14 protein-coding genes are annotated in these 20,515 nt (G+C 41.3%); 13 read left to right on the top strand and 1 reads right to left on the bottom strand.

Annotated features, from left to right (window positions below):
- The first annotated feature begins 102 nt into the window (after window positions 1-102).
- Window positions 103-939 carry a YitT family protein gene (locus AC0YOD_RS16135; RefSeq protein ID WP_475800348.1) on the top strand — a complete coding sequence of 279 codons (837 nt, stop codon included), beginning with the start codon at window positions 103-105 and terminating at the stop codon, window positions 937-939.
- A gap of 197 nt (window positions 940-1,136) precedes the next feature.
- Complete coding sequence (locus tag AC0YOD_RS16130; RefSeq protein WP_475800347.1) at window positions 1,137-3,140, top strand: methyl-accepting chemotaxis protein; 2,004 nt, start codon at window positions 1,137-1,139, stop codon at window positions 3,138-3,140.
- 154 nt (window positions 3,141-3,294) lie between these two features.
- Here the strand turns inward: AC0YOD_RS16130 and AC0YOD_RS16125 are convergent, their stop codons facing one another.
- Entirely contained in the window at window positions 3,295-3,753 is a 459-nt protein-coding gene (locus tag AC0YOD_RS16125; protein ID WP_475800346.1) for an S-layer homology domain-containing protein, read from the bottom strand.
- A 322-nt stretch (window positions 3,754-4,075) separates the two neighbouring features.
- On the opposite strand from AC0YOD_RS16125, the gene AC0YOD_RS16120 reads away from it, so the two are divergent.
- The 11 genes from AC0YOD_RS16120 (at window position 4,076) to AC0YOD_RS16070 (ending at window position 20,348) form a co-directional block, all read left to right on the top strand.
- Entirely contained in the window at window positions 4,076-4,531 is a 456-nt protein-coding gene (locus tag AC0YOD_RS16120; protein ID WP_475800345.1) for a CBS domain-containing protein, read from the top strand.
- Window positions 4,532-4,752: 221 nt separating this feature from the next.
- On the top strand, window positions 4,753-5,889 hold the full coding sequence (locus tag AC0YOD_RS16115; protein ID WP_475800344.1) for a response regulator: 1,137 nt from the start codon (window positions 4,753-4,755) through the stop codon (window positions 5,887-5,889).
- 708 nt (window positions 5,890-6,597) lie between these two features.
- The gene (locus tag AC0YOD_RS16110) at window positions 6,598-8,055 is read left to right on the top strand and encodes a polysaccharide deacetylase family protein (protein ID WP_475800343.1); all 1,458 of its coding nucleotides are present in this window, start codon (window positions 6,598-6,600) and stop codon (window positions 8,053-8,055) included.
- Between the two features lie 29 nt (window positions 8,056-8,084).
- A complete protein-coding gene (locus tag AC0YOD_RS16105; RefSeq protein ID WP_475800342.1) occupies window positions 8,085-9,398 on the top strand; it encodes a nucleotide sugar dehydrogenase in 1,314 nt (437 codons plus the stop codon).
- Between the two features lie 26 nt (window positions 9,399-9,424).
- Window positions 9,425-11,284 (top strand): glycosyltransferase family 2 protein, encoded by a 1,860-nt coding sequence (locus AC0YOD_RS16100; RefSeq protein ID WP_475800547.1) that lies wholly within the window; start codon window positions 9,425-9,427, stop codon window positions 11,282-11,284.
- Between the two features lie 38 nt (window positions 11,285-11,322).
- Window positions 11,323-13,086 carry a polysaccharide deacetylase family protein gene (locus tag AC0YOD_RS16095; RefSeq protein WP_475800341.1) on the top strand — a complete coding sequence of 588 codons (1,764 nt, stop codon included), beginning with the start codon at window positions 11,323-11,325 and terminating at the stop codon, window positions 13,084-13,086.
- Between the two features lie 45 nt (window positions 13,087-13,131).
- The gene (locus AC0YOD_RS16090; RefSeq protein ID WP_475800340.1) at window positions 13,132-14,187 is read left to right on the top strand and encodes a glycosyl hydrolase family 18 protein; all 1,056 of its coding nucleotides are present in this window, start codon (window positions 13,132-13,134) and stop codon (window positions 14,185-14,187) included.
- Between the two features lie 93 nt (window positions 14,188-14,280).
- A complete protein-coding gene (locus tag AC0YOD_RS16085; RefSeq protein WP_475800339.1) occupies window positions 14,281-14,883 on the top strand; it encodes a GGDEF domain-containing protein in 603 nt (200 codons plus the stop codon).
- A 139-nt stretch (window positions 14,884-15,022) separates the two neighbouring features.
- Complete coding sequence (locus AC0YOD_RS16080; RefSeq protein ID WP_475800338.1) at window positions 15,023-16,171, top strand: glycerate kinase; 1,149 nt, start codon at window positions 15,023-15,025, stop codon at window positions 16,169-16,171.
- A gap of 188 nt (window positions 16,172-16,359) precedes the next feature.
- Window positions 16,360-19,653, top strand: coding sequence for a PAS domain S-box protein (locus AC0YOD_RS16075; protein ID WP_475800337.1), 3,294 nt, complete (start codon window positions 16,360-16,362; stop codon window positions 19,651-19,653).
- 35 nt (window positions 19,654-19,688) lie between these two features.
- On the top strand, window positions 19,689-20,348 hold the full coding sequence (locus tag AC0YOD_RS16070) for a response regulator transcription factor (protein WP_475800336.1): 660 nt from the start codon (window positions 19,689-19,691) through the stop codon (window positions 20,346-20,348).
- The last annotated feature ends 167 nt before the right edge of the window (window positions 20,349-20,515 follow it).

Below are 20,515 nucleotides of genomic sequence, written 5' to 3'. Positions count from 1 at the left end.
AAAAGGCAACGAATTGAGGGGGTTTACTTTTTTCCTTTAAATCCACAACGATGAATTATATAATAGGTAAATCAAATTTTTTTTATGCAGAAGAGGCATCCAATGAAAAAACGTATTCTTGATATTTGTGTCATTATGGTGGGGTCGATTATGTTCTCCTTAGCTGTTAATCTGTTCATTATTCCAAGTGAATTAGGCGAAGGCGGCGTAACGGGAGTTACGATCATATTTTACTATCTGTACCACTGGTCTCCTGGGCTTCTAAGCTTGATTCTTAATTCGTTATTATTAATAGTAGGCTATAAATTTTTGGATAAGACGACAACGATTTATACGATTATTGCGGTCGTATTTAACTCACTTTTCCTTCAACTAACAGAGAGCTGGCATATTGAAGCTAATGAGCTCATCATCAATGCTATTTTCGGAGGTATCTTTGGAGGAATTGGTATAGGATTGATCATCCGGGTAGGAGGTACAACTGCGGGGTCAACCATTATCGCTAGAATCTTACATAAATTTCTGGATTGGAATGTTAGCTACGCGCTTCTAGTCGTTGATTTAGTTGTCGTATTTGCTTCCTATTTCATCATTGGCGCTGAAAGCTTGATGTTTACGATTGTCATGCTCTATATTGCTACTAAAGTGATGGACTTTATCATTGAAGGAGTTAATCCTAAAAAGGCGATAACGATTATATCCAAGGAGCAGAATAAAATAGCGGAGCAAGTAAATGTGATCATGGATAGAGGGGTCACAGTCATCTATGGCCGTGGTTACTATACGAAATCGCCAAAAGAGCTGCTCTATATCGTCATTAGCAAACAGGAAGTGAGCACGCTCAAAAAAATCGTAAGATCCGTTGATAAAGATGCGTTCATTACCATACATGATGTAAGGGATGTATTTGGGGAAGGTTTCGTGGATATATCGAAGTAACGGTAAGGAGAAAATAAGAGGATCTAGAAATGAAGGGCACCTAATAGAGGTGTCCTTTTTTTGTCTTTACAATAACTTATTGAATAAAATAGAGATTTTATTAAAATTTATCCTTTCTTTTCTAATGAAAGTAACCATGTTTTCCGAAGTAAATGAATAGGTCGAATTATGATCCATATTTTACTTAAAACGACATCATGAGAAAGAGGCGGATTTTTTTGAAGACAAGTTTGGCAAAGATATTGAGGAAAAATTTTAAAACAAAGCTGATATCTACTTTTGTGTTGATTCTCATTATTCCTTCGTTAGTCGTTGGAGCTTTAGCTTACGGTAAATCGAAGACAGAGATGAAAAAGCAGATCATGAATAGCGCGAAAGAAAATGTTGCGCTAGTTGATTCCATCATCAGCAGTACAATGGAAACGAAGATGAAGGACGTTGAGTATCTATCAAAGAATATAAATATCAGCATGCATCAAGGGGAAGACAGCCCTGCGGTAAGAAAGATATTTGATATGTACTTAGGCATGCATCTAGATGTGGCAAGTCTGAGTCTGGGTACGGAGACAGGTGTCTATGTACGTTCACCTAGACAGGAAGTAAAGGCTGATTTTGACCCTAGAACAAGAGATTGGTACAAAAACGCTATGGCTAACAAAGGAAAGGTCGTTGTTACTGATCCATATGTTTCTGCCGTTACAGGAGAGATTATCGTAACCATTTCAGAGGCAACGGGGGACAGTTCTGGTGTTGTCGCTGTGACGCTTGGCATTGAACAAATTAAGCAATTAGCCAATTCCGTCAATATTGGTAAAGAAGGCTACGTCCTTCTGCTGGACAAAAATAAGAAGTTTGTCGTTCATCCTACGGATGAAGCAGGAGCAGAGGCTGCAGAGTCTTTCTACGATAATTTGTATCAAGGGGATACTGGTCAATTTGACTATCAATATCAAGGTAAAGAGAAGAGGATGTATTTTACGACAAATAAAGTTGTAGGCTGGAAGGTATCAGGGACCATGGATGCGAAGGAGGTTACGGATGCGACAAGACCGATCTTTTATTATACATTTTTCACAATCTTCATTTGCTTACTAATGGGCGGAGTCATTATTTATTTCATTTTGAAATCCATTTTAAAGCCAATAATTAAATTGAAAGTGCATGCAGCACAAGTAAGTAAGGGAATTCTTACTGAAAGCATCCACATTGACTCGAATGATGAAATTGGCGAACTGGGTAAAGCCTTTAATGATATGCAGCATAATCTTCGTTCCTTAATTAAGGATGTTGAGGCTAGATCAGAGCTAGTTGCAGCATCTGCGGAACAACTGACGATAAGCTCGCATCAAACTAGCGAAGCAACCGAACAGGTCGCAATGGCTGTACAGGAAGTAGCAGGCAGTGCTGAGAAGCAGACAAGCGGACTTGAATTTAATTCAAATGCCTTAAGTGAAATCTCGCTTGGTGTGGTTCGAATTGTGGAGAGTGTGTCGATTGTATCAGAGCTTTCCAGACATACAACGATACAAGCAGAAGAAGGCGGAGAGTCTGTTAATGAAGTCGTGAAACAGATGAACTTCATTCATGAATCGGTTGAAAAGTCAGACCGTATGATCAGATCATTATATGATCGTTCAAAGGAAATCAGCTCGATATCGGAAGTGATTAGCGGTATTTCACAACAAACCAACCTGCTTGCACTTAATGCTGCCATTGAAGCAGCAAGAGCCGGTGAGCATGGGAAAGGCTTTGCTGTAGTCGCAAGTGAAGTGCGTAAATTGGCAGAGCAATCACAGACATCCGCACAACAAATTTCTAATTTGATTATTGAAATTCAGAAGGAAACGAAGGAATCCGTGGAAACCATGGATAAAGTAACGCATGATGTCGAGAATGGACTTGAGGTATCCAATGATACGACGCTTAAGTTCGAGCAAATATTGGCCAGTATGAGACAAACAACTCCTCATATTGATGAGGTTTCGGCAATTACGCAGCAAATCTCTGCTGGGGTGCAGGAGGTCATTGCTGTTGCAAGTGAAATGGCGATGATAGCCAAAGGTAATGCGGCAACATCAGAGGAAGTGGCAGCATCGACCGAAGAGCAATTGGCTTCCATGCAAGAAATCTCCGCTTCTGCGCAATCATTAGCAGCATTGTCTGAGGAGCTTAAGATGTTGATCAATAAATTTACTTATTAAAAGGTATACAGTCTATAGAGCCGCGTGATTTGGAGTTTTCTGTGATCCAGTCAGGCTGTTTCGATAAGGTATTATTTCGTATTACTTTGTATACTTTAAAAGAAAGACCCGATAAAGGCGCTTATTTCAGCGCTTTTATCGGGTCTTTTTGCAGTTAGTTAGGGATGTTTAGCATACGAAGAAGCATTACTACTGATTCTGCTCTAGTAGCGGAATCATTTGGAGCAAACTGATTGCCTGTGCGTCCTTGAATAATGCCATGTTCTACGGCTATAGACACGTAGCTCTTTGCCCATGAAGGGATGCTTGCATCATCAGCAAATTTTGCTTCAGCACCAGATTGTTCTTTCAGTTGCAATGCGCGAACAATCATAGCAGTGATTTCAGCACGGCTAATTTTCGCTTTAGGACGGAAGCTGCCATCCTCATAGCCTGTAATAATCCCTTCCTTTACAGCAAGGGAGACAGCTGATTTAGCCCAAGCACTAATCTGATTCTGATCGGTAAATGATTTTGTGCTCGCATCGCCATTTAATTGAAGTGCGTTAACGAGCATAACCGCAAATTCCGTCCAAAAATGACAATTGATTTTTGAAATTTTATTCTTAAACAATGAATAAATTTTGGAACAAAAAATCATTCACATGCGTTAGCTGAGCTTTTCCATCAAGGTATTATTACGTAATACCTTTTTCTGAAAAAAAGACCCGACAAAAGCGCTTATCTTCGTGATTTTGTCGGGTCTAAAGCAATTAGCTAAGGATACGTAACACTTTGCCCATGCAGGATCACAGACCCTCGTGTATGTTTGCCATATTAGGGACAATATAAGAAGTACGTTGACCGTTCTGAAATTAGTTGTATAATACAATTATAGAGTTTCGTTATACCATTCCATTGAAGCAAACCCAATATTCAATAGGAGGTTGTTTATTATGCAAGCTTACGAAATCATGGTTAATAATGTGTTTAAAGTGAAGGAAACAGATACAATAAGGTCTATCCTCGCTAGATTCATTGAGCATCGTATTAGCGGCCTGCCCATTGTTAATGAAAGAAACGAAATTGTTGGATATGTTAGCGATGGAGATATTATGCGTTATATTGGAAAGCATAAGGACTTTGTCATCGACACGTTGTATTATATAAACGTGGTCAAAGGCGATGATGACGAGTATGAGGAAAGACTCCAAAGAATACTTGATTTGAATGTTATGACGATTGCACAGAAGAAAGTGCAAAAAGTGAAATGGGATGTTGAGGTCGAAGATATTGCGGCTATTTTAGGCGAAAAACGAATCAAAAAGCTGCCGGTTGAACGTAATGGCGTACTTGTTGGAATCATTAGCCGCGGTGATGTCATTCGGAATTCCTTTAAGGATCTCATTTAAATAAATAGTAATGCATGGCTATTCCTAACTGGGAATGGCCATTTTTTATGTTACTTAGAATATCACTGATCAGAGGTAGTTAAGTCTTATTTAGGGCGTGGACTAGCCTATTTGCTCCATAATAGATTGAGAAATGACATAACAACTTACAAAACGACAAAACAAGCTGTATAATTGGTGCAAATTGATCTTAACTTAAACTATGATAAGGAGTAAATTCTATGAAAGTAATCCTTGTGGATGATGAACGATTGGCACTGGAATATTTGGAGCGTGAACTGATGAAGCTCACGAACATAGAAATCATAGGAAAGTTCACAGATCCCGCAGCAGGGAAGGATACGGCGCTGCAGAGAAATGCAGATGTCATTTTTCTCGATATCAGCTTGCCGGAAATAAGCGGCATAGAGCTGGCGGAACAAATTTTAGAGAGTAAGCCGAACCTGAATATTGTGTTTGTGACGGCTTATAATGAGTATGCGGTGAAAGCTTTTGAGCTGAATGCATCCGATTATATTGTTAAACCGATCAAGGCGGAACGATTGGCTATAACGATTGAACGCATTCGGGAACGAATGGAGTTAAAGCGGGACGAATCGACAGCAAGCGATGATAGCATTCGAATGAATGTTTTCAAGCAAGTAAGCATAGAGCTGACCCCAGGCCAGTTTTCGATTCTGCAATGGCGTACGACAAAAGCACAAGAGCTCTTCCTCTACTTATTGCAGCACCGCGGTCAACTCGTTCGTAAGTCATTTCTAATTGAATTGCTATGGCCGGAATATGAAATAGATAAGGTCTATTCACAGTTGTACACAGCTGTTTATCATATCCGGAAAACACTGGATGAGTACGCCGACTATTTTCAGATTATGAATACGACCGAGGGCTATATATTAAATATAAATAATGTGCGCTTGGACGCTGAGGAATGGGAATCTAGACTCGCCTCACTTGCCCCGCTAACTTCTAACATGATAGATGATTACATAGAAGCAATGAAAATATATACTGGCGATTATTTGCTGGAGTACCACTATTGGTGGGCAGAGAGTGAACGCCAGCGCCTGAAAAAATTATGGTTTAACGTATCCTGTGAAATGGCGGAGTGGTATCGCGATCAAGACCTTCTGGATAAAGCGGTAGCCTGCTATACGAACATTTGTAATCAGTATCCTCAGGATGAGAAGGCTTATTTTGCGCTCATGAAAATCTATGAGAGTATGCATTACGATACGATGGTCCATCGTCAATATAATAGTTTGACAGCAGCACTGCTGGAGGAAATAAATGAACAGCCAAGCTTATATATTACAGAATGGTATGAGCAATGGGAAAAGCAATTGAGTAAATCATAGAGGCTTTGAAATATTACTATGATTTGCTCTCCTCTTATTTCATCAGCACCCCCGATTACAATGGAATGAGCCCCTTTGAAAAAAACATCTGTCTCGCTTCCTTAAAACCTCATTTTTTCTATTATCATAACTGTTCCGAAACCCATCAAAATGAATCAAAAGCAGCAATATGCCATCCCTCCATCCTAAATTTCGAGGGCTGTTTAAGTTGTATAGAAATTGTACAGATCAACCCTTTATACTCCAAAAAGATTGAAGCTTACTCATCATTGAACTGAATCGGGATTATTCGACAGCAAATGGTACGAAGATATTTGGAAATAAGTGAAGGAAAGAGACAGGAATTAGATTCATAAGCTTATTATCGTGGTATTAATGGATGATAATCTTTTTTGCGTTTTTGTTTGAATCGGTTTTGAAGCGAATTTGTATGGATCTAGTAATTCAAATAAATTTGTCGAATTTTAGAATAAATTGTCGAACTAAAGTAGTGTATCATGTAAAATAAGCATAACTTTAGCGGGAAAATTAAGGGAGGGATGAGTACCTAAAAAAAGATGAAAACACTAAAATAAATAGAGTTGTTCGGATACTGATATTAACATTTTTAGGATAATGACCATTGTTTAGAAATTGTTCAGAACAATAAGTTACAATTAACAGGAATATTAATAGGCAGTGTTTTGACTATATAAGAGGAGTAAGTGGATGAAGATTTACTTAGATAAAACAACAAAAAAATCATTTGCCCTAATCATTGTTATGGCGATGACTCTCGTCTTGCTATCTGGTTGTTTAGGAGAGGGGAATGGTAGTACTGCCAAAAATCAGAGCGATAGCAGCACTACGCCGCAAAAGATAGAGCGATACGATGGACAGAAGAGCAGGGAAATCCCTTATGTCTATACGGCTCGGAAAGAGCTTTCCCTTACGTTTAACGGTATGGGCGATGAGGTGATGATGACAAGCCTGCTGGATGAACTGGATCGTTATCAAATTAAGGCTACCTTTTTTCTGCCAGGGATGCGAGTGACGGAAGAACCGAAGATCGCTCAAGATATTTTGGCTAGGGGCCATGAGATTGAGAACAATACGCTGAATCAGCTGGATATGAACAAGCTGGATTATGAACAAATCTATAATGAAATTAAACTAAGCAATGATGTTATTAAGAAGAACACAGGCATACAACCGAAGTATATTCGAACAAAATCTGGTGATTATCCAGATGATCTTCCGCTAGCGGCAGCTCACCTCGGTATGGAAGCGGTAGTTAGCTATAATATCAATCCCAAAGATCGTGATATGAAGGACGCCAAAGCCATAGGAGAATATGTCGAAAAATATATATCCAGAGGCGGTATCATCTCGTTAAACACGGATATTAACCCGGAGGTTATTCCATCCATTAAACTCATAGCCAAAGCGGCACAGGAAATCGGTTATAAACTGATTCCATTAGAGCAATTGGTGAAGAATGGCGGCGTGAGAAAACCGCTAGAGGAAATCCCTGGTTATGATGCAGCTAAAGTGAACTTGAATTTTCAAAATGCAAAATACGAACTTATTTATAATGTAGAAAATAAAAATAAAAAGCAGATTGCGCTTACCTTTGATGATTGGGGCAGCGACAAAACGGTAACGAAGATTTTAGATATTTTGTCTCAGCATGAAGTAGTTGCAACTTTCTTCCTGCGTGCCAAAGGAGTGGAGAACAACCCGAATTTGGCTAGAGCAATGATCGAAGGCGGACATGACGTGGCCAATCATTCATACAGTCACCCTGTTGTTACCACTTTGACTCCAGAAGAGCTGCAGGAGGATTTGGTGAAAGCTCATCAGATTATAACAGAAGCGATTCAAGAGAAGCCGGTAATGTTATTCAGACCGCCAACTGGGGTCGTGAATGATCAAATGGGCAAAGCCATAGCAGCAGTCGGCTATCCTCAAATTGCCATGTATGATGTGACGACGCTGGACTGGGATGCTTCCAATAGTGCAGATGACATCGTAAATGGCGTTATGAATCAGACAAAAGACGGCAGTATCATATTGCTCCATATGCTGGATGACATCCATACTATCGAGGCGCTTCCTAGAGTGATTGAAGGCTTAAAGAGCAAAGGATTTACGTTCGTGAAAATGGCGGATTTGATCAGCAATTAGAAATATCACACAGGCGAGGATGAAATACGATGGGGCTATACGAAGGGATATTAAATCAACAGGAGAGAATAGCTGTAGTCGGCCTTGGGTATGTGGGTTTGCCTATAGCTATCGCTTTTTCGAGAAAATGCGACGTCATTGGCTTCGATGTTAATCGACAAAAGATAGAAGAATATAAGAATGGCAAAGATGTTACCGGCGATGTCGGGGATGAGGTTATAAGAGGTTGCACCGTGCAATTTACTTCAGACCCTGATGATTTGAAAGGGGTACGTTGTTTTATTGTGGCAGTCCCGACTCCTGTACAAAGCGGTAATGTGCCTGACTTGAAGTATGTACAAAGCTCGAGCCGAGTAGTGGGAGAGAACTTAGCGAAAGGCGCTGTAGTGATCTATGAATCGACGGTTTACCCTGGTGTGACCGAAGAGGTTTGTATTCCGATACTGGAGAGTGTGTCTGGGCTGCGCTGCGGTGAGGATTTTAAAGTCGGCTATTCACCTGAACGTATTAATCCGGGCGACAAAGTCCATCGCCTTGAGAACATTGTCAAAATTGTCTCTGGCAATGATGAGGCCGCACTTGATATGGTGGCCAAGTTATATGAGCTAGTTGTAGATGCTGGTGTCTTCCGCGCCGAGAGCATTAAGGTTGCAGAAGCTGCCAAAGTGATTGAGAATGCACAGCGTGATATTAACATCGCTTTTATGAATGAATTGTCCATGCTGTTTAACCAAATGAACATTAATACGAATGCGGTTTTGCAGGCAGCAGGCACCAAATGGAATTTCATGAATTTCAAACCGGGTTTGGTTGGCGGACATTGCATAGGTATTGATCCTTATTATTTAACATACAAAGCAGAGGATAGCGGCTATCATTCCAAAATCATTCTTGCAGGACGTCATATTAATGACGGCATGGGAAAATATATCGCTCAAAATATTATTAAGATACTAGTTCGCAAACAGCTAGATATGAAGAACGCGCGTATTGGGTTGCTCGGATTGTCTTTCAAGGAAAATTGTCAGGATATTCGAAATTCCAAGGTCATCGACATTATTAAGGAGCTCAAAGAGTACGGCATAACGACTCTCGTCGCGGACCCTATGGTAGACCCTGTTCAAGCTTACGAGGAATACGGCATTGAGCTCTCGGATATGTCCTCGTTGAAAATGCTGGACGTTGCGATTGTTGCCGTTCCTCATCAACCATTTACAGAAATGAATGTTGCGGATTTCGATAAGATGTACGGCGATGGACCAACTAAAATCATGATTGATATTAAGGGCATCTATTCTAATTTGGAATTTGAGAACAACGGTTATTATTACTGGAGTTTGTAATAATCAGATTGGAGACAGCGACAGTGATTAGTAAGAAAAAGAAAAGGACCGAGGAGGTTTTAACTGTTCCAAGGGCCGACAGGCGTACGCTATCACATGTGCCCGACCCGGAACAGATAAGACTTAGTGTCGATCGCAGAGGAATCAGCAGAATGGGCTCTGAGGCCAGCGAAGATTCCGATTACTTGAACAAGCTAAGAATGCTTAGCTTAAGGTATGTAGCTGACTTTGAAGTCCTGCTTATCTCAGAAGGACAGAAGAGAAAAGCAGGAGTAAAGGCGAAGGCTATAGATATCTCTTCAACGGGTTTATTGCTGGAATTAGACCCTGCTCTCGCCGCTTTTAAAGTTGGAGATAAACTAAGGGCAAGATTTAATATTCCTGCCGGTACGATGCCGGAAGGCTTTGAGTCACTTGTAAAAACGGATGCTAGTGTAGTTCGGATTTTTACGGAGCAAGCAGATGGCGAAGAGAAGATCATGATGGCTATTCAATTTGTTAAGCCGCTTACGGACTATTTCCAGAGAAAACGTTGGGGATATTCCGTATACACAGCCAGCGGACTATTATTTGTAGCGGTTGCCTTTATCATCCTTATGCGTGTAGAGAGCATTATCTATTTCAAATACAATTTCGTGCTGTATCTATATAGCCTTACAGCGGCACTCTTCTTGCTGACGCGCTACTTATTCGGGGCGCTGTATCGCGACGTTCCAGTCAATCCGGATTATACGCCGGGCGTATCGATCGTTATTCCGTGCTTTAACGAGGAGGAATGGATTCATCGCACCATTCTAAGCTGTATGAATCAGGACTATCCCGTGGACAAGCTGGAGGTCATTGTCGTGGATGATCGCTCAACCGATAAATCGGTAGAGCAAATCAATAAGATGATCGAGCTTATTCACAAAGAGGCGGAACGTTATTCAACCCGTGATCGTCTGAGAATGCATGTGCTGCCAGAAAACGGCGGTAAGCGAGTGGCGCTGGTGAAAGGTGTGGAAATGGCGAAGCATGACTTAGTCGTGTTTGTCGATTCGGACAGCTTCCTAGAACCAACTGCTATTCGAAATCTCGTACAGCCCTTTCAAGATCCGAAAATGGGCGGAGTCGCGGGTCGTACGGATGTGGAAAATAAGTACACCAATTCGGTTACGAAATTGCAAACCGTGCGCTATTATATTGCTTTTCGAATTATGAAAGCTGCCGAATCCTGGTTCGACAGCGTTACTTGTCTTTCCGGTCCTCTTTCCTGTTATCGGAAGGATTTGATACTGAAGCATTCTGATGCATGGCTGAATCAGAAGTTTCTTGGTCAGCCTGCTACCTTTGGCGATGATCGAAGCATGACGAATTTTATATTGCAGACGCATCGTACAGGCTACCAGGATAGAGCCATTTGCTCGACAATCGTCCCTTCAAAAATGAACGTATTCTTAAAGCAGCAAATGCGCTGGAAACGTTCATGGCTGCGGGAGTCGCTTCGTGCCGCGTTATTTATATGGCGAAAAGAGCCCTTCATGGCATTCTTTTTTTACATTGGACTTATCGTTCCGATTGCGGCTCCAGTAGTCGTATTGTATAACCTCGGTTATGTTCCGCTCGTTTACGGTGTATTCCCGGGTACTTTCTTAATGGGCTTGCTGTTGATGGCATTGCTTATGAGTCTTGCACATCTATGGTTTCGAAAGAGCAAGCTATGGCTCTTCGGATTTGTGTTCTGTATTTTCTATGAGTTTGTGCTGCTGTGGCAAATGCCGGTTGCTTGGGTAACCTTCTGGAAGTCTACTTGGGGCACAAGAGAAACGCCTCAGGATATTGAAGCCAAAGAGAAGAAGGAAGCAAGGAAGCGTAAAAATAAAAAAAGAATCGGATTGCCGTTCTAATGCAATCATCTTAAGATTCAAGAGTGAGGATGGCAGAAATGGTGAAAGAAAAGCGAAGTTCTGCCCTGAATGTTCGCAAGAAGGATCGTATGAAGGTTATAAAAACGATCGTTCAGACTGCTATTGTGTTGATTGTAGGCTTTATTTTGTTCAATACGATATTTGATGTGAAGAAATATGAAGAGCCGGATAAGACGAAATGGTCAGGGGATAAAGGCTTTATTGCGTTATCCTATTTTGGCGTTGGGCGATCCGGCACTTCTAAATTAGTCGCAAAGAATCAATTGGATCAACAGCTTAAAGCACTATACGATCAGGGATATAAGACGATTTCGCAGCAGGATATTTTGGACTTCTACACGAAGGGAAAGGCATTGCCGGATAAGGCGCTTTTCTTATCATTTGAGGATGGCCGCAATGATTCCAGTCTATTCTCTCAACCGCTGCTGGAGAAATATAATTTTAAAGCGACGTTTCTTTCCTACGCGAACAAAATGGGCAATAGCGATCGTAAATTTCTTCAGCCCAAGGATATGTTGAAGATGGAGAAAACGGGATTCTGGGAACTCGGGAGCAACGGATACCGTCTAACTTATTTGAACATCTTCGATAAAGCAGGCCGTTTTGTAGGGATGAAGGACGAAAGCCAATTGATAGACCGAGCGAATTTGGAGTATTACAATCATTATTTGATGGATTTCATTCGTGATGAGAACATGATTCCGGTGGAGAATCGGGCAGAGATGGAAGCGCGTATTAACGAGGACTATAAGCGGATGAAGGATATTTATACCGATACATTAGGGTATGTTCCGGATGTTTATATGATTATGCATGCTAATGCGCTTAACCAAGGGATGAACCGCCTTGTCTCGAACGCCAATAACACCAATATTGAGCGAGTATTTAAGATGAATTTTAATCGTGAGGGAATCGTTTATAATACAAAGGACCAGAGCCTCTATGATTTGACTAGGGTTCAACCGGCTCCTTATTGGTATACGAATCATCTGCTGATGAAAATTAACAAGGATACTGGACAGACGATGACGTTTATTCGCGGCAATAAGAAGGATGCTGACAAATGGCAGTCCCTCAGCGGTGAAGCACAGTATACAGAAAACAAAATGGTTCTGACCTCTCTCCCGGGCGATGCGGGCAAGTTATACTTGAAAGCTAGTGATGCTAGTCGTGATATTAAGGTTTCGGCTAAGCTTGCTGGAAATGTCGTTGGCAAGCAGACGATCTATGCCCGTTATGATCAGGCAAAGCATTCCTTCGTTCGTGTTACGCTGGAGAACAACGAGCTGCAAGTTGATCAGCAGAAACCAGGACAGGGGATAGAGCGAATCTTTACGCGGGAGCTGGATCCGGTTATTTGGAGCGCGAAGGATTTGGCATTTGATAAAGCTTCCGTATACACGAAGGAACAGACCGCATCAGGAGCATCGACGGATGAAAAATATCCGATTAACATTAAGAACACACGGGATATTGAACTCGTTATTCAAGGCGATGACTTGCAGGTTAGGGTGGATAAGGAAATACTGTTCGATAAACTGAAAATCGACAACGCGATAGCATCAGGTGGAATTGCTCTTGCCTCGCAATATAGTGAACAGAATAAGAAAGATGACATCTACGATGCAGTGTTTGAAGATGTAAGAGTCGCAGCGCTAAGCACAGAGAATGATGAAGAGGTTATTCTATTTAGTAATCGAGTTACAGGCTTTCAAGCCGTTGTAAGTAAAATCCGTAAAGCGATCAATGCTTCCGTAGACTGGGCGATTGATACCTTTTAATTTCAATAGAAGGGGGCAAGGCGCGTAGTGCGAGCAAATAGGATGATGGGAAAAGCATATATAGTTGCGGCATTCATACTAGTTATGATTGGCGCAGCTATTTTCTATTTTATGAAACAGGAGCCTTCTGAGGTGAAGAACGAGCCGAAAGTGGAAGAGACCGAGAAGGAACGGTCTGCATGGATCGTTGATTGGCAATGGGAATCCGGTATCGAGGATCTGCGTCAAATGACCAAGGGGTTAACGAGCTTACAGGTGTTTGCAGCCTATTTTGATGAGTCGGACCATTTATATTTCACCAAGGATATGACGGAAGCGCTGCCTCAAATCATGAACACTGCGAAGGATGGCGGTATTGATAATATCTCCTTATCCGTGGTTAACGACCGAATAAATGGAGACGGGACATCGATACAGAAGGAATCTGCATTGATCACAAGGCTGATGTCGAATAAAGAATCTCGTACCCATCATATTGATGAGATTTTGGAGACAGTAGCGCGATATCATTTTCAAGGTGTAGAGATTGATTACGAAGCGATTAATGCGAGGGACTGGGATAATCTAATTGTTTTTTATAGAGAGTTATATGAGCGTCTTCAGCTCCAAGGGAAATCGCTAAGAATTGTTCTAGAACCCAAAGCACCGCTCGAGTCCATAAATCTGCCGGAGGGACCGGTTTATATAATGATGGCGTATAACCTTTACGGTAATCATAGCGGACCAGGACCAAAAGCCGACCATAAATTGATTCGCAAGCTGGCGAGCAAGATGAATAATATTCCCGGGGATTCCATGATCGCTCTATCCGTAGGGGGATTTGATTGGTCTGAAAAGGGGAAGGTCACTGCCCTGACAGAGAAACGGGCGGCAGAGCTTGCGGAAGGAGGCTTGGAGTCGCCGAAGCGGGATGCTGCAAGCGGCAGTCTATTCTTTGAATATAGAGATGAAGGCGGCATGAAGCATACGGTCTGGTATGCGGATGAAGAAACATTATCTCAGTGGATCGGTGTTTCTCAGGAAGCAGGCTATAACAACATAGCGCTTTGGAGACTAGGTGATTGGGGCCAGGAGACATTGAGGCTATTAAATAACAGATGAGGCTCTTGATACGCTGGTATTGAGTCCAAATGCTGAAGCAATGGTATACTGACGGGTTTAAATACTAGCGATAATTTGGCAGGTGACAAGGCAATGAATTTTGCGAATCCTTATCTAACCTATACGATATACAGTATTTTTGTAGTCTTATTAATCGGGGCAGGGATAGGCTTGAGAGCACTGCTCAAGGAGAGGTCGATGCTCAGAGAGCTAGCCTATCGTGATCCGGTAACAGGCTTATTGAATCGCAATGGACTTGATCATTTCTGGTCCAACTACAAAGGCAAAGAAAATTTGGCGGTATTAAGTCTTGATCTGGATCATTTTAAAGAGATTAATGATACATACGGTCACGGGGTGGGCGATCAGCTCCTGCAGGAAGTGAGTAAAAATTTACGTCAGTTTACAAATAAGCATCAATTCGTCTATCGAATTGGTGGAGATGAGTTTCTATTCATTATGAAAAATTGTGATCACAATAAAGTAGAAATTATGGCGGGATTAATCATAGAAAAAATAAGTAGACCAAGCTATATCCAAGGTCGAGATATTTCCGTGACAGCCAGCATTGGGATAAGTTGGAGCAAGGGCTCTAAAGCTAATCGCTCCAAAATGATGAATGAATCGGATATCGCTATGTATCATGCCAAGCGACTCGGGAAAAATGGTTATAGTGTTTATAAAGGGGACAATTAGCCCGCTCACATTCGTGGGCGGGTTATTTGCGTTAGCTTAATGTTGAACGACTCGTTGAACTTGGATTTGGAATAAGATACTATAATGCACAAGTAATGAAAAATACATAGTAGACTAGACACGGAGGAGGCGGCTAAGGGTGAACATTGTAATCGCACCAGATTCATTCAAAGGCAGTCTATCTGCTAGGGGAGTAGGCACAGCGATTGAGAAAGGGATAAAACGAGTTATTCCTGACAGCGCAACTAAAATCATCCCAATGGCAGATGGCGGTGAAGGGACGATGGAATGTCTAATCGATGCCACTCAAGGCAGATTTATAAGTGTATCTGTTCAGAATCCTTTAGGACGGGACATCCAATCTGGCTTCGGAATACTGGGCGATGGCAAGACCTGCATTATTGAAATGGCCATGTCTTCGGGCTTATATCTAATAGAATCACATGAACGAAATCCAATGAAAACAACGACCTATGGAGTCGGACAATTAATAATCGCAGCGCTTGATCTCGGTTGTCGCAGCTTTATCCTTGCGGTTGGAGGAAGTGCAACGAATGATGGAGGCGCGGGCATGTTGCAGGCTTTAGGTGTAGAACTGCTTAATGGCAAAGGGCAACAAATTGGGTATGGCGGCGAAAACTTGAATCAAATCGTAACGATAAGGACGAGTGGCTTGGATCCTCGTCTTCATGAAAGTCACTTTACTGTAGCATGCGATGTGGATAATCCTTTCACTGGCCCAAATGGCGCCTCTGCTGTCTTTGGACCACAGAAGGGAGCAACCCCTGAAATGGTGGAACAGCTGGATCAGAATTTTAAATATTTTGCTGATATCATAGAGCGCACGCAAGGAATAGCGATACATGATCTTCCGGGTACTGGAGCAGCCGGCGGATTGTCTGGCGGCATACTCGCTTTTTTTAAAGGCGTGCTGGAGTCGGGCGTTTCAATTGTTACTCGGGTTACTGGACTAGAGGCAGCGATTCAAGAGGCGGACCTTGTCATCACGGGCGAGGGTGGAGTCGATTTTCAAACCGTACATGGTAAAACGCCATTTGGAGTTGCGAGAGCCGCATTGAAGTATGGGGTACCGGTCATTGTTTTAGCAGGCTCTGTGGGTAAGGGGATTGATAGTCTATACGAGCATGGTGTATCCGCCGTTTTTAGTATTGTTAACCGACCTATGACGCTAGCGGAGGCCATGGAACAGACGGAACCGTTACTGGAAACAGCGGCAGAACAAATGATTCGAATAATCAAATCGACAAAGGAAGTTCCTTTATTTTAAAATTGGATAATATTTCTTATTATATTTAAATTTGTGCTATAGCATTGCAGTAATCTACTATATATAATAAAGTCTCATTTTGTTTTATGTAACGGAGCAATTGATAAACGATGTTTGGCTCAAAATCAGTTGTTTTAAAATAAAGTTTATGTCTACCCCCAATTATGAATAGGAGAAGAAGGAATAACATGAGTTCATCTGACAGCACAGAGATTGCCACTTGGTCTATTGATAAAGAAAAAAACCTGCTTTACATGTCTAAGGCTCTGTTGAAATGGCTAGGCTATTCGTTTGACTGTATGTATCATAGCCCTGATTTGTTGTACGGATTGATTCATAAAGAAGATTTAATGTTGTTTAATGAGCATATGACCAAATTGTTTAACGGATATCCAAGCAGCATTGAGCATCGGGTTCACTTGCAAACTGGGGAGAATAGATGGATCCGCAACATAGGTATTCCTATTCTAAATAAGGCTAAGCAGGTTCTTTCCATTGAAGGGGTTATACAGGATTTAACGGAGAACCGAGCTGCATGGGAGCAACTGGAGCACAGTCACTCGTTGTTTCAAAAAATGGTGCAAACGATTGATTTGGCGATTTGGTCTTATGATTGCTCCACACGTAAAGTATCATTTATTTCTGATGCTATGGAAAGAATTTCGGGTTATTCCATTCATAATTTTTTGGATAAATGCTTTTGGGAAAACATCATCTACAAGGATGATGTTTTCCTATATGAACAAATGGAAGGCGATGTGAGAAAAGGGCTTCCTTATCTCAGTGAATATCGAATATTCCATGCCAATGGGGATCTTCGTTGGATTCAGGTAAGAGTTATCCCTAGCTTGGACGAATCTGGCAAGCTATCTCGATTGGATGGCGCGGTTGTTGATATTACAGCAAAAAAGACGATAGAGGAAGCATTGAACAGAAGCGAGCAACGTTATAAATCACTATTTGAATTCAATTCCGATGCGATTTGTGAAATGGATCTGAACGGAAATATACGGTGCATTAATTCTGCGGGTGAGCAAATTACTGCAAAGTCACATATAGACTCTGAGAATCATTTGTCTATAATTGATGCCTTTGGGGCTGAACACGCGGAAACGATGCGAACTTATTTTGATGGGGCACTGCAAGGACAATCTCAGCATTATGTCATAGCTACAACCGTTAAGGAGGGTGTGGTTTTTCACTTGGACATGAAGAATGTCCCCATCTATGTGAATAACCAAATCGAAGGCGTCTTTACAATTGTAAAAGATGTTACTGCAAAAAAACGGATGGAGAGAGAGCTTAGAGAGAGTGAAGAGCGCTACAGGCGTTTGATTGAGCTGTCTCCTCAACCGATGGTATCCCATCATAACGGTATTATGGTCTATATTAATCCAGCAGGACTAGAACTGATTGGAGCGACCAAGGATGATTCCATCATCGGAAGAAATATTTATAATTTTATCCATTCCGACCAAAGGGAATCGATTAGACAAAGAGCACAAGAATTGAGGTACAACGGGTATATTAAAACCGAAATCAAGCTTGTTCGGCTTAATGGTCAAGTCATTGATGCAAAGGCTACTGGTATTTATGATGAAAAAGCGGGTAGCGTCCTTACCTTAATTGAAGATATTACGGAAAGCCTGAAGATGGAGAAGGCGCTTAAGAACAGTGAAAAGCGTTATCGGAAGTTGGTCGAACTCTCCCCAGTAGCTATTGCGGTTTATAAGGAAGGTGAAATTTCTTATATTAATCCTGCTGGAATGAAGATGCTGGGGCTGCAAGACAAGGGGGAACTCATTTCCAGAAAATTCGCAGATTGGATTCATCCCGATTATCATGAATATGTTGCGAAGCAAATCGAGCATACCCAAGTGACCGGCACTTCCTCCCCTTCTGAAAACAAATTGATTAGTTCAAATGGGCGAGTAATTGACGTGTCCATGCTCTCTATTAACAACCCCCACTCCTCATATATTCAGCTTATGTTTGAAGACATTACTGTTAAAAAGAAAATAGAAAGAAAGTTGCTGGAAAGCGAGGAGCTCAATCGACAAATCATTGAATTGTCTCCAGAAGCGATCGTTCTTCATAGCAATTATAAATTCATTCATTTGAACGGTGCTGCTCTTCGATTATTCGGTGTGTCGTGTGCGAAAGAGATAGTTGGTAAGCCTTTATTAGAATGGGTAAGCGTAAGTCTTGAATATAGAGAGAAGGTTATTGAGCAGTTAGCTATCATGTACAATCAATATGAGGTTTCCCCGCCATTTGAAGAAAAAATTATACGAGCGAATGGAGAGATAGTTGACGTTGAAGTAGTGGCAAATACGATTACATATAAGGGCGAAAATGCTCGCATATCTCTTATTCGTGATATTAGGGATCGCAAAAAAGCGGAACAGGAAAGAAAAGAAACAGAAGAAATTATTCGCGAAAGCGAGGAACGGTATTACCGACTGCAGACGAGTCTAGATCGATTCTCGCATGATCTCTTCGGCGTAATGAAGATTAGCCAATTGGAACAGCGGCTATTAAAGGAAGTAAGAGATGTACTAGATGTAACGAAGGTTAACGTAATTGAAGTGAGAAATAACTATGATTCATTGTGCAAAATAATGGAAACGAAAAGAGGCTACTCCCTTAAGATTGGTGAGGTTAATGGGACGAGCTATTTACTTTATATAAAAGAGAAGCCGATAACATTAAAGATCACATCCAAAAGAGTATGGCTGGAGACGATTTGCCGCTATGCCAGTGTTTTATTTGATAATTTCATATTAATCGAAGGCTTAACGAAGGAGCTGCAAATGACCAGCTCCAAGCAAGTGGCTCCACAGTGGCTTCTTCGGTTTATGTTTAAATTATCAGAGAATGAGAGAAAGCATCTCGCTCAGGATCTGCATGATGTGGCACTTCAGGAACAGATTATTTGGTATCATAGGCTTTATTCTCTTGCATCAGATCGCTCCATTACAGGTGATGTACGGGTGCAATTAGCCCAAATCACGCAGGGTCTGCTGGATGTTATTTATCAAATTCGTATTACGTGCAATGAATTAAGACCGCCTTTGTTATTGAAGGAAGGTTTGGTCGCCTCACTGGAAGCATTGTTTGAATTCACACAGTTACGCTGCAATTATATGATTCGGTTCAATGCCATAAATTTCAATTATATGTTGAGTGATGAAGTACTCATAGGGATGTACCGCATTGTACAAGAATTCTTATCCAATGCTACGAAACATTCCGGTGCCACTGAGGTTCGTATTCATTTAGCCAGCCAGGATAAACGTATTGTGCTGGAGTATGAGGATAATGGAGTAGGCATGGATCTTGCGAAAATAGAGGATTCTTACAAGAGCATGGGTATATACGGAATAAAAGAGCGGGTTCGCAGTATGGCTGGAACCATTGATTTCTGCTCGGAGCAGGATAAGGGACTTGCTGTTCTTATCACTATACCTGCACATGATTAGGAGCGGATAAGGATTACTTTAGGGGAGTGGGCAGCATGATTCACATATTATTGGTTGATGATCATCCTTCCGTTATGGAGGGAACAAAGATGATTCTGGAACAAGAAGGGGATATGAAGGTATACCTTGAGAGTTCAGCTAAGAAGGGTCTGGAAACGATCAGCTCTCAGCAATTCGATTTGATTTTATTTGATCTTCACATTGGCGATGTTAATGGGATTGATCTTGCGAAAGAAGCGCTGGAGATCAATCCGGATGCGATTATATTAATTTATACAGGCTTTGAGTTTAATAACCATTTTAATTTGATGATAGAGTCGGGTGTCGTAGGGTTTATTCTTAAAACCTCAAATAAGGAGCAGCTAGTTACAGCCATTCGTTGTGCTTTAAGAGGTGAGGTTGTTCTTCCTATCTCTTTAGTTAAGCAATTGAGAAAGACGACTTATATCAAATCAACTGAAAATGGCGAACAGGCAGTTTCTATTATTAACGATAAAGAATACGGTATTTTGAAGGAAATATCCAAAGGGAAGAGCAATAAGGAGATTGCGGATACGGTGCTCATGAGCCAGCGCTCGCTCGAATATATGCTAACTAATCTTTTTCAGAAGCTGGGTGTTAAATCAAGAATTGAAGCTGCAATTAAGGCGAAAAGCTTAGGAATTCTGAGTGATTTGGATTTTAATTTGGAGTAAGAACAAGTGGAATTTTATAAAATAATACGAAGTCCCGATCAGGTTATACTGATTCGGGATTTTTTTGTTTCTCTTTTTGCGCGATACCGCAATATTTTGCGAGAACCTGCAAAACATTTTCGGTTACCAAAATATTCCCATCGTTTATGATATTTCTAGTCCTAAAG

Source organism: Paenibacillus sp. J31P13, assembly GCF_056269295.1.
Note: the sequence above shows the minus strand (reverse complement) of the source record. Positions and strands in the feature narration are given on the sequence as shown.